A 21,191-nucleotide genomic window follows, 5' to 3' on the forward strand; every position below is an offset into this window, starting at 1 on the left:
AAAAAACCATGAAAAAACTTAGTTGCCTGTTGCTGTTCATCCTGTCAGCACAGAACTTTATTGCTCAGTCTCTGCAATTCTACACCGGGAAAAGAGATTTCCTGCCTATTGAGATTCTTATGGAAGACGGCAGCACAAAAAAAGGTTTTGCACAGGATTTTATGCTTCCGGATGTTGCAACTTTTAGCATGATGGGAAAAGGCCCAAAACATGCTAATTTAGACAGAAAAGAAGTAAAATTCAAATCCTCAAAAAGCGATACTCAAGTACAGCAAATCCCTGTTTCCGATATCAAAAGCCTGATTTATACCAATGAAGAAACGCAGGAACAATTTCAATTAGACAAACGTCTTGTAAAGGAAATAAATAATGATCTGGAAATGGAATCTGAAGGAAAAGTACTGATGCTACCCTTGATGGAAAAAGGACCAATCAACCTTTACGGATATAGAAGCATGACGTGTAAAGCCGATTTTGGAGATAACTTTTCAGCAGGATCTAATGGAAGCGAAGACAACTGCCAACTGATGTATGTAATGATTTATTTAAGCAAGCCGGATGAAACTTATGCTGTTGCTCCGGTAGATTACAGCTCGCTAAGCCCGCTGGCCTTATTCAATATGAAAACGTTGTATAAAAAATTCTACAAAGCTTACGAAATTGTTGGAGCCGACTGCCCGGAATTTCTAAAAAAAGTAGATGAGGCAAGAGAAAATGAATATTTTTCCAACAAAACTTTTAAAGAAAACAAAAAGGCAATGGACCCTGAAAGAAAAGCTTTGCTGAAAGGAAAAAGAGGAGCAGAAGCTTCAAAAATTAATATGAAGTACAGAACGGAATTGTTTACGAACATGTACAAAAAACTGATTGATGATTACAAAGAGTCTTGTAAATAATGACTATTCCTTTTAAACAAAAAGAGGCTGTCTCAAGGGCAGCCTCTTTTTTGTTTATTATTGAATCGAAAAAGTTGATACAATTGTACTCTTTTCATCAAGAGCATTCGGGTTGGTAATAGTAATCCCATATTCTCCCGGCACTCTGTCTTTTAAGGTAATAAGATAAGAATTGTTTCCATACTTTTTCCCTGAGAAATTAAGGTATTGAAGCTTGTTGGTTTTCACCGTTCCCCAGTTGTTTTCTGAAGAAACTTCCGCCCTTCTGTATTTTTTGCTCGAATCAAAACGGAAAATTTTCACAATCGCCATCGGGTCTGTATTATTGTCGACAGAACGAATGATAAACTGGATATTATCCGAAACTTTAAGCTTCGTAGCAGAGCAGCAACCATCAATCTGCAGCTTTGACTTTACACTTCCGATCCCAACAAGTACCATTCCTGCATTCATAGCGGAACGCATCTGTGTCGTGTGTTTTTGAAGTAATTGGGTAGTATTGTCAGATTTTAAAACCATACATTCGCCAATGAACTCCGGTTCCTGAACAGTTTGTGCAAAAGTATTCGCACTCCATAGTAGTGTCATTGCAGTGACTGCAACATTTAATAATTTTTTCATCAATGTATTTTTTATGTTTTTACCCTGCAAAGATATAATTATTTTAAAAACAAATGAAAATATTTTTTTTATGTTAATTAATTCAGGTAATTCTTCAAAAAACTTTTATAGGTTCTCCCGAGTGGCAGCTTCTCACCTCCTTCCAGATACACGGAATTTGTATCGTAAGAATTTATGTGTGAGGATAATACAATATAAGATTTATGAATTCTGATAAAACCAAAATCATGGAATTTCTCTTCAAAATTTGACATTCGGTCTAAGATCATGTACTTTTTGAAAGAAGTTACCAGAATAATATATTCACCAAAACCTTCAACCCATAGAATATCCTTCAGAAAAACTTTATTGATGACATAGTTTGATTTAAACATAATAAAATCTTCCTTAGTTTTATTTTCTGTGGATTTCTTGAATTGGAGAAAATCTTTTGCTTTGTTAATTGCTTTTTTGAAGGTTTCAAAATCAACCGGCTTTACAAGATAATGGACAACATCCAGCTCAAAAGCTTTCACCGCGTGCTGTGTTTCTAAGGTCATAAAAATGCACAATGGCTTGTATGGAAGGCTTTCCAGAAGCTCAATGCCGTTGATCATGGGCATATTTATATCTAAAATAACAAGATCAGGTCTGTTTTCTTTTAAATATTCCAGGGCATGAACCGGATTCTGGAAGGATTCCAATATTTCAACCTCATCAATATTGCTGCAGTACTGTTTTACCAGTTGCAGGGCCGGATACTCGTCGTCAACGCTTACTATTTTCAAATCAGCCATTGTAATTAACTTTTAAAATGGTTCTGTAATTTTTCTGATCTAAAGCTTCAGAAGAAAAACTGTATTTCTCAGGATAATATTTTTCCAGTATTCCGGTAATTGCCTTATTGCCAAGACCGTGATACCCTATGTCAGAAGAATAATTTTTGTTTTCAGCAATAGAATTTTCAATGGTAAAAATAATCTCATGGTTTTCAATTGTGAATAAAATTTTCACAAAAGCGGAAGATTCCATCCCAATCGCAGAATGTTTCAGTGCATTTTCAAAAAGGGTAAGAAAAATCGATGGCGGAATTTCAATCACATCACAGGCTTCCTCATTTTCAATAGTAAAAATAATATCAAGCTGATTATTATATTTTAACTGATACAATTCAGCAAGGGATTTCAGGGAAGAAAATTCCTGCGCGATGCTTATTTTTTCTTTTCCGCTGTCATAAATAATATACTGCAGCAATTTGCTGAGCTGCAAAATGGAATTGGATGTTTTCTCGGTCGGCACAAAACTGTTTACATAAATATTGTTCAGGGTGTTGAGTAAAAAATGCGGGCTCAGCTTAGACTTAAGCAAATCAATATACAGCTGTTCTTTCTGCTCGCCAAGATCTGCCACATCCTGCTCGATGATAAATTTATCTTTTGTAATACCTAAAAATGAAGCCACGAGAATCACAATTGCCTGAGTGATGTACACATTGTACAAAAAACTTATGTTGGATTCTTCTTTTGAAAAATGCAGGTTGAAAATAGCCGGTTCAGACAAAATCCTGAAAAGGCTTGAGATCAAAAAGCATATCAGTGCATATAAAATAAATTCCGGGTATTTATTCGACAAATAAAATTTCGGAACAAGATATTGATAAACCCAATAATAAATTCCTGAGCTGTAAATAATATTAAAAACAATACTCCAAATAAGGTCCGGCGGATCGAGGAAGGTATTTTCTGTGAAATAAATCATTAAAACAAACACCAAAAAGAAAAATATATGCTGAAATCCCAACAAGAATTTCCAGCGGTAAGACATTAGTTTATTTAAAATCTTAGAGCTAAACAAAACCCTAAAAATCAATAATATAACTACAATATTTACAAATAAAAACATTCCCGGATGCTTGTTTCAAAGATTTCAAATATACCATCTTTTTGATGGGAAAATGCAGTTCACTGATAAAAATTGCCATTGATTGAAAAATTCCCGAGCCGATATGTGTAATGGATATATTTGAGAAGTTACAATATTAACTCAATGTTACATGAAAAGAATTCTATTTAAGTTGATCCCTTTATTCTTATTATTTCTTGCTCCCGTTTTTCAGGCTCAAAGCAGGGATAATTACAATATGTGGTTCCAATACCTGATGTCTGCGAAGCTCACCGACAAAAATACACTTACGTCGCTTGCACAATACCGTTCTTTTGACCTTGCGCTTGACACGAGGCTTTTCCTGGTAAATGCTTATATAGATCATGAAGTTGCCAACGGAATAAAACCGGCTGCCGGTGCGATGTTCCTTATTTTAGAGTCATATAATTCTGATGGTTCAAAGAAGATCCGTTACGAAAAAAGACCTTTCCAGCAGGTAACCATGGAAAATAATATTGGAAGGACTTCCATTTCCAACCGACTGCGTGTGGAAGAGCGTTTTATCAATAATCCTGATGAATTTGTAGTAAGGCTAAGATACCTTATTTCAGTAAAAATACCTTTTAACAAAAAAGGAGAAAAGGAAAAACTATACGGTATCCTGAAAAATGAAATCAGAATGAATATGGTAAAAGACGAGCCTTTTGACAGCAACCGAATTACCGCGGGAATTGGTATTAAAACAGGTAAAAATTCTGCTCTGGAACTTGCTTTCATCAATCAATTGGAAACCGGAAAAACCAGTAACTATGCTTATATCGGCTTTAGAAACAGCTTCGACTGGAGAAAAAAAAATAAATAATCTTAAATCATAATATTATGCTTACAATTCTAGGATTCCTGATGATCATCATTTTTATGGTTCTGATTATGTCCAAAAAAATGACCCCGCTTACCGCCTTAGTATTGGTTCCCGTAATCATTGCGATCGCAGCAGGCTACGGATCCGAACTTGGCGAAATGACAAAAAGCGGAATCAAAGAAATCGCCATGACGGGCGTGATGCTGATTTTCGCTATCCTTTTTTTCAGTTTAATGATAGATACTGGGCTTTTTGAGCCATTAGTCAATCTAATACTGAAAGCTGTAGGAGATAATCCGGTGAAAACAACGGTAGGAACAGCTATTCTTACTACGTTGGTTTCTCTTGACGGCGACGGCTCTTCCACTTATATTATTGTAGTGGCCGCCATGCTTCCTTTATACAAAAAACAAGGGATGAATCCATTGATCCTGACCTGTATTGTAATGCTCGCCGGAGGAATTATGAATATTCTGCCTTGGGGAGGCCCTACAGCCAGAGTGATGAGCTCTCTCAAAATGAGCCATACAGAAATATTTGTTCCGATGATTCCTATAATGTTTATCGGTATTTTATGGGTAATATTTGTAGCATATATTCTTGGCGTAAAAGAAAAAAGAAAAATTGCAAAACATGGAAAATACACCAATTACAGCACCAACGATATTGTAGGAGAAAGCAATCCTAAACTTCTGAGACCTAAACTGATCTGGATAAATTTTGCCCTTACCATGACCTTGCTTGTCATAATGATTTTAGACCTGATTCCTTTAGCCATAGCCTTTATGCTCGCCTTTTGTATAGCTGCCGTTATTAATTATCCACAACTTAAAGACCAGCAGAAAATTGTAACAAAACATGCCGGAAATGCATTATCTGTGGCAGGGATGATCTTCGCGGCAGGAATTTTCACCGGGATTCTCAACGGAACCGGAATCATGCAGGCGATGGGAAACAGTATCATAGGAATTGTCCCTGAAAGCTGGGGCGGTATTTTAAATATTATTACTGCAATATTCAGTGTTCCTCTTACATTTTTCCTTACCAATGACGCTTATTATTTTGGTATTTTACCTGTAATTACTTCTACCGGAGCTCAATTGGGAATTCCTGCCGATGTTTTGGGAAGAGCGAGCCTTGTGGGACAGGCATCTCATTTATTAAGCCCTCTTGTACCATCCACATACCTGTTGGTTTCTCTGGCGGGAGTAGAATTTTCAGATCATTTGAAATATACCATCAAATGGGCAATCGGATCATCAATTGTCATGTTGGTGAGTGCATTGATTCTTGGAGTGATTTAAGATCATTCCGGGAATTTTTTATGTCTTTATATATTAATTAATTGTTTCATATCTCAATATAAATTTTATTTTTGTATCAATAGAAGCGCATTGATGTCACCTTTTCAAACAAAAAAAACGTTTACCAGTAAATATTTAAGGAATCTTACCTTGTATGTATTTATAGCCATTATAGGCGGGGTGGTTTCCGGATATTATTTCCCTGCGTTCAGCAGAAAGCTGGAGCTTATCAATTATTATTTTTTCAGCATTCTGGAAGCGTTGATTCTTCCGGTGATATTTATTGCGATCATTTATGGAATTGTGAATTTGTTTGAAACAAAAAATTCCAATAAGATCATCTTACATACAGCTATTTATTTTCTTTCCATCACGTCTATAAGTATTATTTTAGGGTTTTCTTTAGGTTTTTTAATCAAGCCTGGAGCCGATACCGGAATCGATCTTAGCAAAATCCATTCAACAATTCCGAAACGTTTTGAATTTGCTTCCCAAAATTCAGATTTTTTCACACTTTATAACAGCAGATATACCATTTTTCTTTTGCTTTCAATCCTTATCGGGATTATTGCCGGAAAACTGAGAAGTCCAAAGCTTACAAATGTTTTAAATTCCGGGATGGAACTGTTTTATATCGTTATAAAATACCTGTACATCGCACTTCCCATCATTATTTTTTGCAATATTGCTTACGGAATCTCTATCTACGGCATCAATACGCTGCTTCCGTTAAGTAAGATTGTAGCGACGGTATATCTGGCGAGCCTTATATTTATATTTGGAATTTTAAATGCAATCTGCCATATTTATAAATTAAACTTCAGGGAATTTCTCATCAGTATAAAAGATGAAATCATCCTGGTAATGACCACCTCATCATCCAAAACAGCATTTCCAATGATTTTTGAAAAACTCGAAAGTCAGGGTTATGCAAAAAAAGTGATCCGGTTTCTGATTCCGCTGGGCTACAATTTCAACCTTGCCGGAGCATGTATTTATCTTTCGGCTTCGTGTATGTTTCTTGTTCAGTTTTATAATATTCCGATGGATGTAAAAGATTATGGAATATTGTTTCTGATTATCTCCATCACCTCAAAAACGGCTTCCGGAGTTCCGGGCTCAGGATTTTTAGCTTTAATTTTTACGCTTGATAAATTCGGAAAAATTCCGTTAACGGATATCGCACTTTTATACAGCGTAGACCGTTTTATGAATGAAGCCAGATCTGTAACCAACTTTATAGGAATAGCCGTTTCCGCTGCTATAATTTCAAAGCTTCATCCTGCTTCAGAATGATTTAAACTAATATTTAAAAGGACAATCCATATTTTTTCTGCCAAAATTTCCACTCTGTAAAATCAAAATCTGCCAAAAATTTCCTTTAGGCCGCTTGGCACGTATTTAGAGAATTACAACACAGAATAATTAAAAAATTAAATATATTATGTCAGTAAACTTTAAACCATTAGCAGACAGAGTTTTGATCGAGCCGATCGCTGCAGAAACTAAGACAGCTTCAGGTATTATTATTCCGGACACCGCAAAAGAAAAACCACAGGAAGGTACGGTGGTGGCAGTAGGACCTGGTAAAAAAGATGAGCCTACAACTGTTAAAGTAGGTGACAAAGTTCTTTATGGAAAATATTCAGGTTCTGAATTAAAGCTGGAAGGAAAAGATTATTTAATTGTAAAAGAGGGAGATTTACTTGGTGTAATTGGATAAGACTCCAGACACAAGACATCAGATTTCAGACTTATTCAAATTAAAAATCAAATTAAACATAAGTTAAATGTCTAATTTCTGACATCTAACATCTAATATCTAAATCAAAATGGCAAAAGAAATAAAATTCGATATTGAATCAAGAGACGCTTTAAAAAGAGGAGTTGATGCATTGGCTAATGCAGTAAAAGTAACATTGGGACCAAAAGGTAGAAATGTTGTAATCGAAAAATCTTTCGGTGCACCTCACGTAACGAAAGACGGTGTTTCTGTAGCGAAAGAAATCGAACTTGAAGACAGAGTAGAAAACATGGGAGCACAGATGGTAAAAGAAGTGGCTTCCAAAACTAATGATATCGCAGGAGACGGTACTACTACCGCTACTGTTTTGGCTCAGGCTATCGTAAGAGAAGGTCTTAAAAACGTAGCTGCAGGAGCAAATCCAATGGATCTTAAAAGAGGAATCGACAAGGCGGTAACTGCAGTTGTTGAAAACCTTAAAGCTCAATCTCAGGCTGTTGGAGATTCTTCAGAAAAAATCAAGCAGGTAGCTTCTATTTCTGCTAACAACGATGATACTATCGGTTCTTTGATCGCTGAGGCGTTTGGGAAAGTTGGTAAAGAAGGAGTTATCACGGTAGAAGAAGCGAAAGGTACTGACACAACGGTAGATGTTGTAGAAGGTATGCAGTTCGACAGAGGGTACCAGTCGCCATATTTCGTGACAAACCCTGAGAAAATGTTGGCTGAGCTTGAAAATCCATATATCCTTCTAGTAGAGAAAAAAATCTCTTCAATGAAAGAATTACTTCCTGTTCTTGAGCCAATCGCTCAGGGAGGTAAGTCATTATTAATCATCTCTGAAGAAGTTGAAGGTGAAGCTTTGGCTACTTTAGTGGTAAACAAATTAAGAGGTTCTCTTAAAATTGCTGCTGTAAAAGCTCCAGGATTTGGGGACAGAAGAAAAGCAATGCTGGAAGATATCGCGATCTTAACTGGAGGTCAGGTTATCTCTGAAGAGCAAGGTTTCACAATGGAAAACATCTCTATCGATATGTTGGGAACTGCTGAAAAAATTCAGATCGACAAAGACAACACAACAATCGTAAACGGTGGTGGTGAAGAAAGCAAAATCAAAGGCAGAGTTGCTCAGATCAAAGCTCAGATGGAAACTTCCACTTCTGACTATGATAAAGAAAAGCTTCAGGAAAGATTGGCTAAATTAGCCGGAGGTGTTGCCGTACTTTACGTAGGTGCAGCTTCTGAAGTTGAAATGAAGGAGAAAAAAGACAGAGTTGACGATGCATTACACGCTACAAGAGCGGCTGTAGAAGAAGGTATCGTTGCTGGTGGTGGTGTTGCCTTCGTAAGAGCGATCTCTGCTTTAGAAAACCTTACAGGAATTAATCCTGACGAAACTACAGGTATGAAAATCGTGAAAAGAGCAATCGAGGAGCCATTAAGACAAATCGTTGCCAACGCTGGTGGTGAAGGTTCTGTAATCGTTGCTAAAGTAGCGGAAGGAAGCGGAGACTTCGGATACAACGCAAAAACTGACGAGTATGTAAACATGTTTGAAGCAGGGATCATCGACCCAACAAAAGTAACAAGAGTTGCCCTTGAAAATGCAGCTTCTGTTTCAGGAATGCTTCTTACAACGGAATGTGTAATCACTGAAGTGAAAAAAGACGAACCAGCTATGCCAATGGGTGGTGGAATGCCAGGAATGATGTAATACGGTCAACGACCGAGGTAATATATTAAAACCGTTCTACTTTTGTGGAGCGGTTTTTTTTAATTATAAATATTATAAAATTTTTAAATAAATTTATAATCTAAACCATGTAAACTTATTATGAGAGAAAACTTTAGAAAAGCAATAAAAAATATTATCGCTCATGGTGATACTGATGTATTTCCTTTTCCATTCGAAAGAAACTTATTTGAGGATAGAATTGAAGAAACACTAGATATTTTGGAAAATATTCATAAAAATTTTTCAACCCATTTAATAAGTTCTCCACCATTAACGATTGTTAAGGCTAGCCAAGTAGGGTATTACGGTTTTAGACGTGCAACCCTAATAGAACCTTTTTGGAATGCATATTTTTTAGGTTTGGTAATTTCCATTGCACAGAAAATAGAAGATATTAGAATTCCTATTTCAGAAAACAAAATATTTTCTTATCGATATAAATGGGACAAAACAAAAAGTACTTTATTTCAAAATACGACATGGATTGATTATAAGAAAAAGTGTATTGAATTATCAACAAAATATCCCTTTGTGCTTCAGACAGATATATCTAATTTTTATCCGAGAATAAATCACCATAAATTAGAAAACGAATTAAAGAGATTAAATAGTTCAAACACAACTGAGAAAATTTTAACACTTTTAAGTCACTTTTCAGGAACAATTTCTTATGGATTACCAGTGGGAGGACCTGCTGCACGTATTTTAGCTGAATTATCATTAACTCATGCAGATAAACATCTCAACTCTCAAGCTATTATATTTTGTAGATATGCTGACGACTACACTATTTTTTGTAATTCAGAATCTGAAGGTTATAAAAATTTAATTTTTCTTTCTGAAAAATTGGCTAATGACCAATTGGAACTACAAAAAGGGAAAACAAAAATTCTCACATCACAAGAATTTCAAGATATACATAAATTTTTAGACCCACAAAATATTGAATCTATTGAGAGTGATGATGAACAGAAATTATTAAATATTTCAATTAGGTTTGATCCATACTCTCCTACTGCAATAGATGATTACGAAGACCTGAAAAAAGCTGTTCAAGAAATTGATATTATTGGAATCCTTTCCAAGGAGGTTAATAAATCGACTATAGATCAAACTGTTACGAAGCAAGCAATAAATGCTATTAAAGTCATGGATTCTCATCATCAAATATCAGCAATAAAAATTTTACTTGACAGTAATAATCTCTTAACCTTATCACCAGTTTTCCCATCTATACTGCGATTAATTAGAGGGATTTATGATGAATTAGGCCCTCATATCCAAGACTTTATTGACAAAGAACTGTTAAATCTGTTTCAAAACGATAGCTACCTAACAAAAATTGACTTAAATGTTAATTATATTATTCAAATTTTATCATTAAGACATTCACATGGTAAGGAATCACTATTTATAAAGTTATATGATACAGCAACTAATCACTTATTGCGGAGGCAAATAATTATTGCAATGTCAAATTGGGATTGCCATTATTGGCTTATCGATGTCAAAAGTAATTTTTCTACTTTATCTATGTGGGAACGACGCGCTTTTATGTTTTCTTCATACGTATTAGGCGACGAAGGTCAACATTGGAGAGATCACAATAAAAAACGTTTTACTATAGAAGAAAACCTTATCAAAGAGTGGTTTAGTAAAAAGAGTCAAACAAAACAAAAAATCTTAGTATGATAAGTGAAAGAGATTTAGCAGAAAAATTCACTGATATTTGGAAACAACATTTTCCGTTGCTAACAGCGAGTTATATGAAATTATTTAATGAAGCCAAGCCAAAAATTATCAATCAAGAGATCGTTACTAACTATTCTGAAGGAATAAGATATGACTTAGTTTCACAATTAGCATTTAATATTGTAGAAAAGGTTTCTTCAAAAAAAAATGAATATACTGATGTTTGGACAGAAACAAAATTAAAGCCAATTATTGAACAAACTGCATTTGAGATTTGGAGAAACGGAAACATAACCTATGAAGAAATAAATTTTTCAGAAAATGAAAAAAATGACTGTCAAAATATTTGTAATAATATTTTCGAATTTCTAAATAAGGTCACTGTCATATCTAGTTCATTCAAACCAAAATTTTCCGGATATGGTATTATTTCAGATTTGATTGGTGACTTAGAAATTGATGAGACATTATATGAAATCAAGACAGTACAAAGAAATTTTCGTTCTTCAGATCTTAAACAACTTATCATCTATTTAGCATTATCACATGTTAAAGGTAATAAAAATTGGAAATATGCTGGATTATATAATCCAAGAAAAGGAACTTATTGTAAATTCACTGTCGAAAAATTAATTTATGATATTTCTGCAGGCAAATCTACAAGTGAATCTTTTAAATCTCTCTTAGACAGTTTTACTAGGGAAGTAAATATTGATAGTAGATTTTAGACCAAAGTAATGTTAATCTCGATTATAATCAATAAACATTAAAGACTTTTAATTATTTTTACGAAACAAAAACCCACAAAAAATATCAATATGAATCTAAAAACCCTAATCACCCACACCGCCCAATACAACAACTGGGTGGTCAACAAGTACATCGACTGGCTTTCCACAAAGTCTGATGAACAGCTTAATCAGGAAGTTATTTCAAGTTTCCCGACGATCTTAAAAACATTACATCACATCTGGCAAACCCAGGAATATTGGTGGAGCCATATTGCTGAAAACAATGATTTTAATTTTGAAGAAACTTCAGCTAAAACAACGAAAGATGAAATTTTCGCGGGAATAAAAAACAACTCGGAAAAGCTCATGAAATATGTTGAAGGCCTGTCTGAAGAAGATTTAGCAAAAAATATAAAAATCGAATCGCAATGGTTTCAATGTGATTTTTCCAAGTATGAGTATATCCAGCATGTCATTATCCACGGAACTTATCACAGAGGGCAGATTGTAACCATGGGACGAAATGTCGGAATAACAGACGCTCCAATGACAGATTACAATTATTGGAATATCTATAAAGATGCAGACGTAATGAGCATCAATTAAGCTAAATCCAAATTAAATAAAAAAACCGTCCTGCTTCCAGAACGGTTTTCTTTATTACCCAATTATATATTTAAAAAATACTGTTAATTCCCTCTTTCACCTTACTGATTCCCTGGTCAGCGGTTTTCTTTACTTCGGTGCTCGTTTTTTTGACTTCTGTAGTTGCCGTATTTACAGTGGATTTCACTCCGGATTCTGCTGTTTTGGTAACTTCATTCAGTCCGGTTTTTTGGGCTACATTTTCAGCTGTACTGACAACTTTGCCCGGTAATTTTCCGTCTACAACATCATTCGCCACACCATTTACTGTATTTACGGTTCCGGTTGCAATTTTTCCCGTGGTGTTGATAGCACCGTTTACTACCTTTCCTGCCGTCTGGATAGTCTTAGAACCTGAAGATACAATGATATTTTTCAATGTCTGTGAGGAAGTTTGCAGGTAATTTTCATATTCAGATTTTACGGTTCCTCCTTTGGCAACATACATATTTTTAGACTCAATATATTTATCCTGAGCGGTTTGCAGTTCCAATGTGGCAGCTTCTATTCTATCAGGAACCTTGGAGGCAACAGCTTCATCATAATTTTTCTGGGCATCTGCCAAAGCCAGTGCTGCGGCTTCATAAGACTGTGTAAAATCTATTTTGGCTTCTGCTTTTGTTTCGTTTTTTTTGCAGCTGTCCAGTGATATAATAGCTGTTGCTAAAACTGCGATTAATAATGCTTTTTTCATTTTGTGTTGATTTTTTAATTAGTTAATTGTTGTGTTAATTTTTTTATCTCCTCATCTTCTTTCGATTGTGAGATTTCGCCATTTAGCTTATTGATTTCCAATATATTTATTTGTTTGGCGAGATTAAGATACTTCAGGTATTTATTCAGAACATCCATTTTTCTTTCGGCTGTAACATGAGATATGTTGGCATTTTTTACAAACGTTTCCATATTATCACTGCATAAAATATATGCCTGGAACGCATTGGATGAAAAATGTTCTGAGACTAAAGCATTATTTTCCATTTCACCATAAAGCTTGGGCATTTCTACCGGGGCATTTTGTATTAATTCATTAATGTCTGCGCCTTTTTTTGCAGGATTAAGATACATTCCCTGGGTTCTCATTTCATTGCTTTCAATAGAAAGATTGGTTGCTGTTAGTAGTTTCACCAAATTTTTTTTCTGGCTGACATCTGATAAAACAGTGCTTATACTTAGCGCAACAAAAAGACCGGTAAAAGTAGAAATCAAGGATATAAAAAATTCAAAAGTTCTTTTATGCCTGTTTCTGAACTCTCTCAATTTGGGAGTATTGATCAGAAATAAGCTCAAGATGACTAATGAACATACAATAATAATATACATAAATTATTTTCCGCAGAGTATTCAATTTCCATGCCCTTTTATTATTAAATACCTATTAAATAATTAGAATGTTTAAATAATCAATAATTAAATTAAATATAATTGAAAAAATATTGAAAAATTAAAATTTTAATGAATTTTAAACATGAGTTGATTCCTTAAAAAAACAACCTTCATTTTTTTTATCTTAGTGTCTCCAATGTTAAACACAATAAATAATACCGATAAAACATAAATATTATGAATACAATCAGTTACAAAATCACAGGAGAGTTCATTCATGTTGCCCAGATTGTTAACTGACCATTATTTGTAAAATTCACAATCATACTTAAGAAAATGAAAAAAGTAATTCTAGATTTAGCAGTAACATTAGACGGATTTATAGAAGGCCCAAACGGAGAAATCGATTGGTGCATCATGGATGACGATATGGATTTTGATGGTTTTTTGTCAAGCATCGATACCATTTTCTATGGAAGGGTAAGTTATGATTCCTGGGGAAATTATCAGGCTGATGAAAATGCAAGTCCGGAAGAACAGAAGCTTTGGGAAGCCGTTCATTCAAAAAACAAATATGTCTTTTCCAGCCAGAATAGAGAAGATGAAAAGGCAACTTTTATCAATTCTGATATTCCGGAAAAAGTAGAGGAAATCAAAAAACAAGGCGGGAAAAATATCTGGCTGTATGGCGGTGCAAGCCTTATTAAAACGTTCATCAACTCAAATTTAATTGATGTTTACAGGATTTCCGTTCACCCGATCGCTTTGGGAAAAGGGAAACCATTATTTGAAGATTTAAAGGAAAGATTAAATTTAAAATTAATTAAAACAAACACCTTCAAATCGGGAGTGGTACAGCTAATTTATGAACCTGAAAAATAAAAACAGTGCAGAATAAAAATAACGAAAGAGTTTACAATATGTCTTTTGCCGGAGTTTATCCGCATTATATTCAAAAAGCCGAAAAAAAGGGGCGAACAAAAGAAGAAGTACATGAAATTATTTTTTGGTTAACTGGATATGATGAAAAAAATCTCCAGGAAATACTGGAAAACAAAACCAATTTTAGAGACTTTTTTGAGCAGGCACCTCAAATAAACCCTAATGTTTCAATGATAAAAGGCGTGATCTGCGGTTACCGGATTGAAGAAATTGAAGAAGAATTGATGCGGAACATCCGATATCTCGATAAAATGATTGACGAACTCGCCAAAGGAAAATCAATGGATAAAATTCTAAGGAAATAGATTTTTTTGGTCGGAAGTTGGAGGGGAGAAGCTGGAAGTTAACAAATACACTGTAATATTACGGTAACAACCTCTCTCCTCCAGCTTTCATCCCCCATCCTCAATTATTTTTACATTTTTTGTCCAATCCCGAAAATCCGATTGTCATTACAGTATAATCCAAAAAAAAAAAATTATACAATGAAAATCACAGTAATCGGCGGTACAGGGCTTATCGGAAGCAAGCTTGTCGACAGCCTTAGAAATTTAGGGCACGAGGTTTTGTCCGCTTCCCCCAATTCGGGTGTAAATACCATTACGGGAGAAGGATTGGACCAGGCATTGGAAAATGTTGACGTTGTTGTAGACGTAGCCAACTCCCCTTCTTTTGCGGACGACGATGTTATGAATTTCTTCAAAACATCAGGTGAAAACTTAATTGCAGCAGAGAAAAAAGCAGGTGTAAATCATCACATTGCCTTATCGGTTGTAGGAACGGAACGTTTGCAGGAAAGCGGCTATTTCAGGGCAAAACAGGTCCAGGAAGACATTATCAAAAATGCCGAAATCCCTTACACCATCGTACATTCAACGCAGTTCTTTGAATTTGTTGGCGGAATTGTTAAGTCAAGCACAGTTGACAATAAAATTTTGGTTTCTCCGGCTTTAATCCAGCCTATCGCTTCGGATGACGTGGTAAAAGCAATGACAGAAGTAACCATTGGTGAGCCGAAAAATACAATCGTAGAAATCGGTGGCCCGGATAAAATTAAATTATCTGATCTTGTGAAAAAATACACAACGGTCATGAAAAATACAGATGAGGTGGTTTCAAATCCGGATGCAACTTATTTTGGGGCACCTTTAAATAATTCTACTTTAATTCCGGGAACGAAAGCGAAATTGGGAACAATTCAGTACGACGAATGGATTTCCAATCCTGAAAACCAGAGATAGAAACAACCGTTTTTATTATTAAATTTATACAATCCAATTACATTTATTAAAATTTTAAATCAAAAATCATGAACGAGTTTTTAATAGCAATACACAGAGATATTATCAATAAAGACGCATCACCGTCTCCGGAGCAGATGCAGGCTGCCATCCAGCCATTCCAGGACTGGCTGGGAGGAATTGCAGCGCAGAATAAATTGGTTGCACCTCCAAAAAGATGGGATCTTGGCGGAAGAGTCGTAAAAAATGACACAGTAACCAACGGTCCTTACGCGGAAATCAAAGAATCAATCGGCGGAATGTTCATCATCAGAGCTAATGATTATGACGAAGCAGTGGAAATCGCAAAAGGATGCCCGATTCTTCAGTGGGGAGCAAGCGTGGAGGTGAGAATGGCAATTCCACCTGCAACTGAATAATTTTTTAAAATTAAAGTAAATGCACGAAAATGCATTAATACCCAACTTATTCAGAACAGAGTACCGGAAAATTGTTTCCGTGCTCTGTTCTACCTTCGGTATTGATCACATCGAAATTGCCGAAGACATCGTAAGTGACACCTTTCTCACCGCCTCAGAAACATGGAGCCTCAACGGTATTCCAGAAAATCCAACGGCCTGGCTGTACACCGTTGCAAAGAATAAATCTAAAAATTATTTTAAACGGGATTCTCTTTTTCACCAAAAAATTTCCACTGAGATAAAATACTCTTCCTCCGGATATGAAGAGCTTGAAATTGATCTTTCCCAGAAAAATATTACGGACAGTCAGCTCGCGATGATGTTTACGATCTGTAATCCGGCTATTTCAAAGGATTCCCAGATTTCTTTAGCCTTAAATTTACTCTGTGGATTTGGGACACAGGAAATTGCAGATGCTTTTTTGATCAATAAAGAAGTCGTTTACAAAAGATTGCAGCGCGCCAAAGAAAAATTAAAAACTGAAGGCATAAAAATAGAACAACCTTCTATCTCACAGATCAGCAGCAACTTAGAAACTGTTCTTACCGCTTTATATCTATTATTTTCCGAAGGCTATTATTCTACTTCTCAAAACACGATTCTCAGACAGGATTTTTGTCAGGAAGCGATACGGCTCACTTCGATTCTGATAGAAAATAAAACTACGAATACTCCCGCTACCAAAGCTTTATTATCGTTGATGTATTTTCATTCTTCCAGATTCAATGCCAGATTTAATGAAAAAGGAGAAAGCATTTTGTATGAAGAACAGGACGATAAACTCTGGGATTATGATCTGATCGAAAAAGGAATTTATTATCTAAATCAAAGCGCAAACGGAAATTTTTTAACAAAGTTTCACCTGGAAGCCGCCATAGCCTATTGGCACACCAAGAAAAAAGATACCGATGAAAAATGGGAAAATATCCTGCAATTGTACAACCAGCTTTTACAGATTGAATACTCTCCTATCGCTGCTCTCAACCGAACTTTTGCTTTTGCTAAGGTAAGAGGAAATTCTGCAGCCATTGTAGAAGCAGAGAAATTAAAGCTTCTTGATAATCCTTTTTATTACTCGCTTTTAGGGCATCTTTATACTGATATTGATAATTTTAAAGCAAAAGAAAATTTTGAAAAGGCTTTGAAGCTTTCTAATTCCAGTTCGGTTTCTGACACGCTGAGAAAGTATATTAAAGCTTTAACAGAAAAGAATATCTAAATTTTCAGGCCCCGAATTGATTTTTCTCCAGCAATTTTAATAAAAATAAAGTGTAAAATATTAATGTATATTTGGATGCATTAGTAAAAATTACACCATGAAAAAAATCCTAGCCCTTTTGACCATCGTATCAATACTTTCATGTGAAAGCAAAGAAGAAAAAAAACAAAAATTTCTAAAAGACTTTCAAGAACAGGCTAAAGAGATGAAAAAAAATCAGATCGATCTTTTTTTACATGCAAAACCAAAATATTTCTCGGCTAAAACAATCAACGGAACTACCTTCAACTCAGAAAATTATAAGGGTAAAAATCTCGTTATTTTTATCTATGATAAATCTTATCTGAAAAAGAGTGACACTTACGATATGCCGGAAGAGTATAATGCTCTTTATAAAGAATTTAAAAATAATGCCGCTTTTATCGGTATTGTAGAAGGCTTTATAGAAAATGAAAAAGAGCTGAAAGATTATCTTAATCAGTCAAATATTTTATTTGAGCAGATTGACAATACAAAATCTTATGATAAATCTGAAAAACTTAATTATAATATCTTTTGCAGCCCCGCCAAAATACTTATTGACATCAACGGAAAAGTGATTCATTCTTCCTGTGGCGGCGGAAACATCATTGAAATTACGCGAAAATTGGACAGTATAAAAGTTGCTGCTAAGTAAGATTTATGCAAGACCCCTTCCCCATTCCAAAAAACTTCCCGAAATTAGCAGTCTGTACGTTAAATAAAAACAATGAATTAAATTAAAACAAAACATACAGTAAAAACTTAGTATAAGTTTTCTTCGGGGCAGGGTGCAATTCCCTACCGGCGGTTACAGTCCGCGACTCCTTTTTTTTTAACGAAAAGGACTGATTTGGTGGAATTCCAAAACCGACAGTTATAGTCTGGATGGGAGAAGAAAATGGAACAAATCAGTGAGGCTATTTCGATGGACTCATTGTCTTGTATTTCATTTCCATGTACCGAAGTGTATTTTAACTTTCAAAAGTAAAATAACATGGAAAAATTAATTGAAAAATTCGGGGCAACTCCGAAAGAACGTGTTGAAAAAGCACTTCTAACATTACAACAGGGAAAAGGCATCCTTTTAGTAGACGATGAAAACCGCGAAAACGAAGGCGATATCATCTTTCCGGCCTCCACAATCACAGAAAAAGACATGGCACTTCTGATCCGCGAATGCAGCGGAATCGTTTGCCTGTGCATTTCGGAAGAGAAAAGTAAAAATCTGAATCTTCGTCCGATGGTGGAAACCAACAATTCAAAAAATCAAACGGCATTTACCATTTCCATTGAAGCCAAAGAAGGCGTTGAATCCGGAGTTTCAGCAAAAGACCGTGTAACAACGATCAGAACAGCTGTCGCCGAAAATGCAAAAGCAGAACAAATTGCAAGTCCGGGACACGTTTTTCCTTTAATTGCTAAAAAAGACGGTGTTTTTGAAAGACGCGGCCACACGGAAGGAAGCGTAGACCTTGTAAAGCTGGCCAATCTTGGTGAAGATGCCGTACTTTGTGAGCTCACCAACGAAGACGGAACCATGGCCAGGCTTCCGGAAATTGTAGATTTTGCAACAAAAAAAGAAATGACCGTCGTAACGATTGAGGATATTTATTCTTATCGGAAGATGATGATCAGTCAGAATTAATTTGAGCCTGAAAGAGGAATGCAGGAAACTTATTCTTGAAGTGTTTATTTTTATACTTTATGACTATTATTAACTTCCAGCTTCACACCTCCAGCTTCATAACCTGACAAATTTAACGTACAGAATAACCGTTCATTTTTTGAGCGGTTTTTTTATTATAAATGTGGTATCTCAAATAAAAAAACAATTGAATTTCAGTTTTTTAAGTATCTTTATCGAAATGATTGTACCATGAAACAAACTCTATTTTTTCTGCTGTCGGCTTATGGCCTTTGCACAGCACAAACTACGATTACCAAAGCTTTTAACGATCCTAATCCCGGCGAATCCTCAACCAATGTTGCGGTAACCGGAACTCCGGACAATTCTGCAACTGGAGCAAATACTACATTCAACAATGCGGCCTTAACATTTACAACCTTATCCCAAACCAATTATTCTACCCCGAATGCAACAGAAATTTCCACTTTTCCGGGTTCTACTCTAAAAATGGTGGGTTCGGGAAATACGATTTTCTACAAACAATCGGCAGCGAAATTAGAGATTACCGGTCTTGTGACTTCCGATGCTACATTAAATCTTTCTGTAAACAACGGAACATTTATTTCTTATCCAGCAGCTTTTGGATATTCTGAAACGGATCAGGCGCAGGGAACATTCACCTCTCCTTCAGCAAGCGGCTTATGTAAAGGAACCATCAATGTTTCAGCGGATGCATGGGGAACTTTGTTGCTGGGCGGGAATACCTATACTAATGTTTTGAGAATCAAATCTGTACAGAATTTCAACTTGCATTCGCCAGCTGACACTTCTTATATTTTACCGATCGGAACGATTGTAAATACGGCATATTCGTATTATGACAACGTTCACAAGTTTCCTTCATTTAGTACAACTCAAATAGTTATTAATGTTCCTTTGGCAGGAATTAATAACCAAACGACAAATAGTGCACAGGCTTTGAATCTTGCCTCTTTATCCACCGGAGATTTTACAAGTAAAAAAGAAGGATTAAAAATTTACCCGAATCCGGCACAGGATTTTATTGAATTTAAAGGGCAAACTGAAAATTATTCAACAGCGAAAATCTATAGCCTGGACGGAAAACTAATCAAGACATCTGATATGAAGGCAGGAAAAGTACAGGTTTCCGAACTTCCTCCTGCAGCTTATTTCATCGAAGTTTCAGGAAATAAAAAAGCTGAATCTTCAAAATTTATTAAGAAATAAAAAACTTACAATTTTTAATTAATATATCAATCCGCCTGGAAAATTTCTAAGCGGATTTTTTATTGACTTAAATTAAAAAAATTCATTCATAATTATTAATTGTATTATTAAATTTCATCATAAACAACAATTAAACTTAAATTTTATTAATTATTTGCCCGTTTTTTGCTCTCACCTCCATACACCAATCTTAAAATATAAAATCATGAAAAAATATTTCATTCTACTTCCCTGCTTTATTTTTTCAGGAATCCAGGCTCAGGAAGCAACAGCAGCTTCCACTCCTTCCGAAAAGATGAATATTGTAAAAACGAACGTTACAGCTTACGCATTCCGAAACATCAATTTGGCTTACGAAAGAGCTATTAATCATTGGTTTTCGGTGAATATGAGCTTTGGAGCGATGCCGGAAGGAAAAGTTCCTTTTATCAACTCTTTTTTAAGTGATGAAGATGAACGAAGATTTCAAAATCTTGAGGTAAAAGCATTTAATTTCACCATAGAACCCCGGTTTTATTTTGGTGCAGGCTACGGAAAGGGATTTTATGTTGCGCCATATTACCGATATACCAAAATTACAACCAACACTTTCGATTTTTATTATGATTATACGTTCAGTGGGACCACGTACCAGATTCCGTTGAAAGGTTTCGGTAATGCCAATGGAAACAGTGGCGGCGTGATGGTTGGGGTACAGTTTTTCCTTACGAGCAAACAGAATTTGGTATTAGATTTATGGATTGCCGGAGCTCATTACGGAGCCGGAAAAGGAGATTTTACCATGACGAGCGATGTTGTCCTCACCCCGGATATGCAGGCGCAATTGAAACAGGAAATAGAAAATCTGGATGTTCCATTTGTGAATTACACCGTGGAAACCAATGCCAACGGAGCAAGAATCTTGATTGACGGACCGTGGATTGGATTCAGAAGCGGACTGTCTTTGGGATATAGATTTTAAGATCTAATTTAAATAAAAACTTAAAGCCGTTCTCTTCACAGAGCGGTTTTTA

General features: G+C 35.4%; 23 protein-coding genes and 1 riboswitch. Of the genes, 18 read left to right on the plus strand and 5 right to left on the minus strand.

All coding sequences use genetic code 11. The features are described from left to right. Positions 1 to 8: 8 nt before the first annotated feature. The gene (locus tag ATE47_RS12860) at positions 9 to 896 is read left to right on the plus strand and encodes a hypothetical protein (protein WP_062162350.1); all 888 of its coding nucleotides are present in this window, start codon (positions 9 to 11) and stop codon (positions 894 to 896) included. 57 nt (positions 897 to 953) lie between these two features. Here ATE47_RS12860 and ATE47_RS12865 read toward each other — a convergent pair whose 3' ends face one another. The 3 genes from ATE47_RS12865 to ATE47_RS12875 all read right to left on the minus strand — a co-directional run bounded on the left by ATE47_RS12865 (position 954) and on the right by ATE47_RS12875 (position 3,320). Continuing rightward, on the minus strand, positions 954 to 1,517 hold the full coding sequence (locus ATE47_RS12865; protein WP_062162351.1) for a hypothetical protein: 564 nt from the start codon (positions 1,515 to 1,517) through the stop codon (positions 954 to 956). A gap of 77 nt (positions 1,518 to 1,594) precedes the next feature. Next, positions 1,595 to 2,293: a LytR/AlgR family response regulator transcription factor gene (locus tag ATE47_RS12870; RefSeq protein WP_062162352.1), complete on the minus strand. Its 699-nt coding sequence runs from the start codon at positions 2,291 to 2,293 to the stop codon at positions 1,595 to 1,597. After that, positions 2,286 to 3,320, minus strand: coding sequence for a sensor histidine kinase (locus tag ATE47_RS12875; protein WP_062162353.1), 1,035 nt, complete (start codon positions 3,318 to 3,320; stop codon positions 2,286 to 2,288). Before ATE47_RS12875 ends, ATE47_RS12870 begins: the two co-directional genes overlap by 8 nt. A 229-nt stretch (positions 3,321 to 3,549) precedes the next feature. On the opposite strand from ATE47_RS12875, the gene ATE47_RS12880 reads away from it, so the two are divergent. The 8 genes from ATE47_RS12880 (at position 3,550) to ATE47_RS12915 (ending at position 12,054) form a co-directional block, all read left to right on the plus strand. After that, entirely contained in the window at positions 3,550 to 4,242 is a 693-nt protein-coding gene (locus ATE47_RS12880) for a DUF2490 domain-containing protein (protein WP_062162354.1), read from the plus strand. A 17-nt stretch (positions 4,243 to 4,259) separates the two neighbouring features. Further along, positions 4,260 to 5,546: a CitMHS family transporter gene (locus tag ATE47_RS12885; RefSeq protein ID WP_062162355.1), complete on the plus strand. Its 1,287-nt coding sequence runs from the start codon at positions 4,260 to 4,262 to the stop codon at positions 5,544 to 5,546. A 93-nt stretch (positions 5,547 to 5,639) separates the two neighbouring features. Beyond that, positions 5,640 to 6,842, plus strand: coding sequence for a cation:dicarboxylate symporter family transporter (locus ATE47_RS12890; RefSeq protein ID WP_062162356.1), 1,203 nt, complete (start codon positions 5,640 to 5,642; stop codon positions 6,840 to 6,842). A gap of 148 nt (positions 6,843 to 6,990) precedes the next feature. Further along, on the plus strand, positions 6,991 to 7,269 hold the full coding sequence (locus ATE47_RS12895) for a co-chaperone GroES (protein ID WP_027381417.1): 279 nt from the start codon (positions 6,991 to 6,993) through the stop codon (positions 7,267 to 7,269). A gap of 109 nt (positions 7,270 to 7,378) precedes the next feature. Next, on the plus strand, positions 7,379 to 9,004 hold the full coding sequence (gene groL / locus ATE47_RS12900; RefSeq protein WP_062162357.1) for a chaperonin GroEL: 1,626 nt from the start codon (positions 7,379 to 7,381) through the stop codon (positions 9,002 to 9,004). Between the two features lie 120 nt (positions 9,005 to 9,124). After that, positions 9,125 to 10,717, plus strand: coding sequence for an RNA-directed DNA polymerase (locus ATE47_RS12905; RefSeq protein WP_062162358.1), 1,593 nt, complete (start codon positions 9,125 to 9,127; stop codon positions 10,715 to 10,717). After that, entirely contained in the window at positions 10,714 to 11,445 is a 732-nt protein-coding gene (locus ATE47_RS12910) for a hypothetical protein (RefSeq protein WP_062162359.1), read from the plus strand. Before ATE47_RS12905 ends, ATE47_RS12910 begins: the two co-directional genes overlap by 4 nt. A gap of 90 nt (positions 11,446 to 11,535) precedes the next feature. After that, the gene (locus ATE47_RS12915) at positions 11,536 to 12,054 is read left to right on the plus strand and encodes a DinB family protein (RefSeq protein ID WP_062162360.1); all 519 of its coding nucleotides are present in this window, start codon (positions 11,536 to 11,538) and stop codon (positions 12,052 to 12,054) included. Between the two features lie 70 nt (positions 12,055 to 12,124). Here the strand turns inward: ATE47_RS12915 and ATE47_RS12920 are convergent, their stop codons facing one another. Then, complete coding sequence (locus tag ATE47_RS12920; protein ID WP_062162361.1) at positions 12,125 to 12,787, minus strand: hypothetical protein; 663 nt, start codon at positions 12,785 to 12,787, stop codon at positions 12,125 to 12,127. A gap of 14 nt (positions 12,788 to 12,801) precedes the next feature. Beyond that, the gene (locus ATE47_RS12925) at positions 12,802 to 13,221 is read right to left on the minus strand and encodes a hypothetical protein (protein ID WP_147296971.1); all 420 of its coding nucleotides are present in this window, start codon (positions 13,219 to 13,221) and stop codon (positions 12,802 to 12,804) included. 534 nt (positions 13,222 to 13,755) lie between these two features. Between ATE47_RS12925 and ATE47_RS12930 the strand changes: the two genes are divergently transcribed. The 9 genes from ATE47_RS12930 (at position 13,756) to ATE47_RS12970 (ending at position 21,139) form a co-directional block, all read left to right on the plus strand. Continuing rightward, positions 13,756 to 14,301: a dihydrofolate reductase family protein gene (locus ATE47_RS12930; protein ID WP_062162363.1), complete on the plus strand. Its 546-nt coding sequence runs from the start codon at positions 13,756 to 13,758 to the stop codon at positions 14,299 to 14,301. Between the two features lie 38 nt (positions 14,302 to 14,339). Then, on the plus strand, positions 14,340 to 14,666 hold the full coding sequence (locus ATE47_RS12935; protein ID WP_062162364.1) for a DUF2200 domain-containing protein: 327 nt from the start codon (positions 14,340 to 14,342) through the stop codon (positions 14,664 to 14,666). A gap of 180 nt (positions 14,667 to 14,846) precedes the next feature. Next, positions 14,847 to 15,602 carry an SDR family oxidoreductase gene (locus ATE47_RS12940; protein ID WP_062163553.1) on the plus strand — a complete coding sequence of 252 codons (756 nt, stop codon included), beginning with the start codon at positions 14,847 to 14,849 and terminating at the stop codon, positions 15,600 to 15,602. A gap of 68 nt (positions 15,603 to 15,670) precedes the next feature. After that, the gene (locus ATE47_RS12945; RefSeq protein ID WP_062162365.1) at positions 15,671 to 16,021 is read left to right on the plus strand and encodes a YciI family protein; all 351 of its coding nucleotides are present in this window, start codon (positions 15,671 to 15,673) and stop codon (positions 16,019 to 16,021) included. A gap of 19 nt (positions 16,022 to 16,040) precedes the next feature. Next, positions 16,041 to 17,282, plus strand: a complete 1,242-nt coding sequence (locus ATE47_RS12950; RefSeq protein WP_062162366.1) for an RNA polymerase sigma factor — start codon at positions 16,041 to 16,043, stop codon at positions 17,280 to 17,282. Positions 17,283 to 17,379: 97 nt separating this feature from the next. Next, positions 17,380 to 17,958: a peroxiredoxin family protein gene (locus ATE47_RS12955; RefSeq protein WP_062162367.1), complete on the plus strand. Its 579-nt coding sequence runs from the start codon at positions 17,380 to 17,382 to the stop codon at positions 17,956 to 17,958. A 115-nt stretch (positions 17,959 to 18,073) separates the two neighbouring features. Further along, positions 18,074 to 18,204: riboswitch (FMN riboswitch) on the plus strand. 93 nt (positions 18,205 to 18,297) lie between these two features. Continuing rightward, positions 18,298 to 18,948, plus strand: a complete 651-nt coding sequence (gene ribB, locus ATE47_RS12960; RefSeq protein WP_062162368.1) for a 3,4-dihydroxy-2-butanone-4-phosphate synthase — start codon at positions 18,298 to 18,300, stop codon at positions 18,946 to 18,948. Positions 18,949 to 19,179: 231 nt separating this feature from the next. Then, a complete protein-coding gene (locus ATE47_RS12965) occupies positions 19,180 to 20,178 on the plus strand; it encodes a T9SS type A sorting domain-containing protein (RefSeq protein WP_062162369.1) in 999 nt (332 codons plus the stop codon). A 205-nt stretch (positions 20,179 to 20,383) separates the two neighbouring features. After that, entirely contained in the window at positions 20,384 to 21,139 is a 756-nt protein-coding gene (locus tag ATE47_RS12970; RefSeq protein WP_062162370.1) for a DUF3575 domain-containing protein, read from the plus strand. The last annotated feature ends 52 nt before the right edge of the window (positions 21,140 to 21,191 follow it).

It is taken from the genome of Chryseobacterium sp. IHB B 17019 (assembly GCF_001456155.1).
Lineage (GTDB): Bacteria > Bacteroidota > Bacteroidia > Flavobacteriales > Weeksellaceae > Chryseobacterium.

What these genes read in the sequence shown, in the direction of transcription:
- ATE47_RS12860 (WP_062162350.1), top strand. Translation starts at nt 9, where the DNA reads ATGAAAAAACTTAGTTGCCTGTTGCTGTTCATCCTGTCAGCACAGAAC.
- ATE47_RS12865 (WP_062162351.1), bottom strand. Translation starts at nt 1,517, where the DNA reads ATGAAAAAATTATTAAATGTTGCAGTCACTGCAATGACACTACTATGG.
- ATE47_RS12870 (WP_062162352.1), bottom strand. Translation starts at nt 2,293, where the DNA reads ATGGCTGATTTGAAAATAGTAAGCGTTGACGACGAGTATCCGGCCCTG.
- ATE47_RS12875 (WP_062162353.1), bottom strand. Translation starts at nt 3,320, where the DNA reads ATGTCTTACCGCTGGAAATTCTTGTTGGGATTTCAGCATATATTTTTC.
- ATE47_RS12880 (WP_062162354.1), top strand. Translation starts at nt 3,550, where the DNA reads ATGAAAAGAATTCTATTTAAGTTGATCCCTTTATTCTTATTATTTCTT.
- ATE47_RS12885 (WP_062162355.1), top strand. Translation starts at nt 4,260, where the DNA reads ATGCTTACAATTCTAGGATTCCTGATGATCATCATTTTTATGGTTCTG.
- ATE47_RS12890 (WP_062162356.1), top strand. Translation starts at nt 5,640, where the DNA reads ATGTCACCTTTTCAAACAAAAAAAACGTTTACCAGTAAATATTTAAGG.
- ATE47_RS12895 (WP_027381417.1), top strand. Translation starts at nt 6,991, where the DNA reads ATGTCAGTAAACTTTAAACCATTAGCAGACAGAGTTTTGATCGAGCCG.
- groL (WP_062162357.1), top strand. Translation starts at nt 7,379, where the DNA reads ATGGCAAAAGAAATAAAATTCGATATTGAATCAAGAGACGCTTTAAAA.
- ATE47_RS12905 (WP_062162358.1), top strand. Translation starts at nt 9,125, where the DNA reads ATGAGAGAAAACTTTAGAAAAGCAATAAAAAATATTATCGCTCATGGT.
- ATE47_RS12910 (WP_062162359.1), top strand. Translation starts at nt 10,714, where the DNA reads ATGATAAGTGAAAGAGATTTAGCAGAAAAATTCACTGATATTTGGAAA.
- ATE47_RS12915 (WP_062162360.1), top strand. Translation starts at nt 11,536, where the DNA reads ATGAATCTAAAAACCCTAATCACCCACACCGCCCAATACAACAACTGG.
- ATE47_RS12920 (WP_062162361.1), bottom strand. Translation starts at nt 12,787, where the DNA reads ATGAAAAAAGCATTATTAATCGCAGTTTTAGCAACAGCTATTATATCA.
- ATE47_RS12930 (WP_062162363.1), top strand. Translation starts at nt 13,756, where the DNA reads ATGAAAAAAGTAATTCTAGATTTAGCAGTAACATTAGACGGATTTATA.
- ATE47_RS12935 (WP_062162364.1), top strand. Translation starts at nt 14,340, where the DNA reads ATGTCTTTTGCCGGAGTTTATCCGCATTATATTCAAAAAGCCGAAAAA.
- ATE47_RS12940 (WP_062163553.1), top strand. Translation starts at nt 14,847, where the DNA reads ATGAAAATCACAGTAATCGGCGGTACAGGGCTTATCGGAAGCAAGCTT.
- ATE47_RS12945 (WP_062162365.1), top strand. Translation starts at nt 15,671, where the DNA reads ATGAACGAGTTTTTAATAGCAATACACAGAGATATTATCAATAAAGAC.
- ATE47_RS12950 (WP_062162366.1), top strand. Translation starts at nt 16,041, where the DNA reads ATGCACGAAAATGCATTAATACCCAACTTATTCAGAACAGAGTACCGG.
- ATE47_RS12955 (WP_062162367.1), top strand. Translation starts at nt 17,380, where the DNA reads ATGAAAAAAATCCTAGCCCTTTTGACCATCGTATCAATACTTTCATGT.
- ribB (WP_062162368.1), top strand. Translation starts at nt 18,298, where the DNA reads ATGGAAAAATTAATTGAAAAATTCGGGGCAACTCCGAAAGAACGTGTT.
- ATE47_RS12965 (WP_062162369.1), top strand. Translation starts at nt 19,180, where the DNA reads ATGAAACAAACTCTATTTTTTCTGCTGTCGGCTTATGGCCTTTGCACA.
- ATE47_RS12970 (WP_062162370.1), top strand. Translation starts at nt 20,384, where the DNA reads ATGAAAAAATATTTCATTCTACTTCCCTGCTTTATTTTTTCAGGAATC.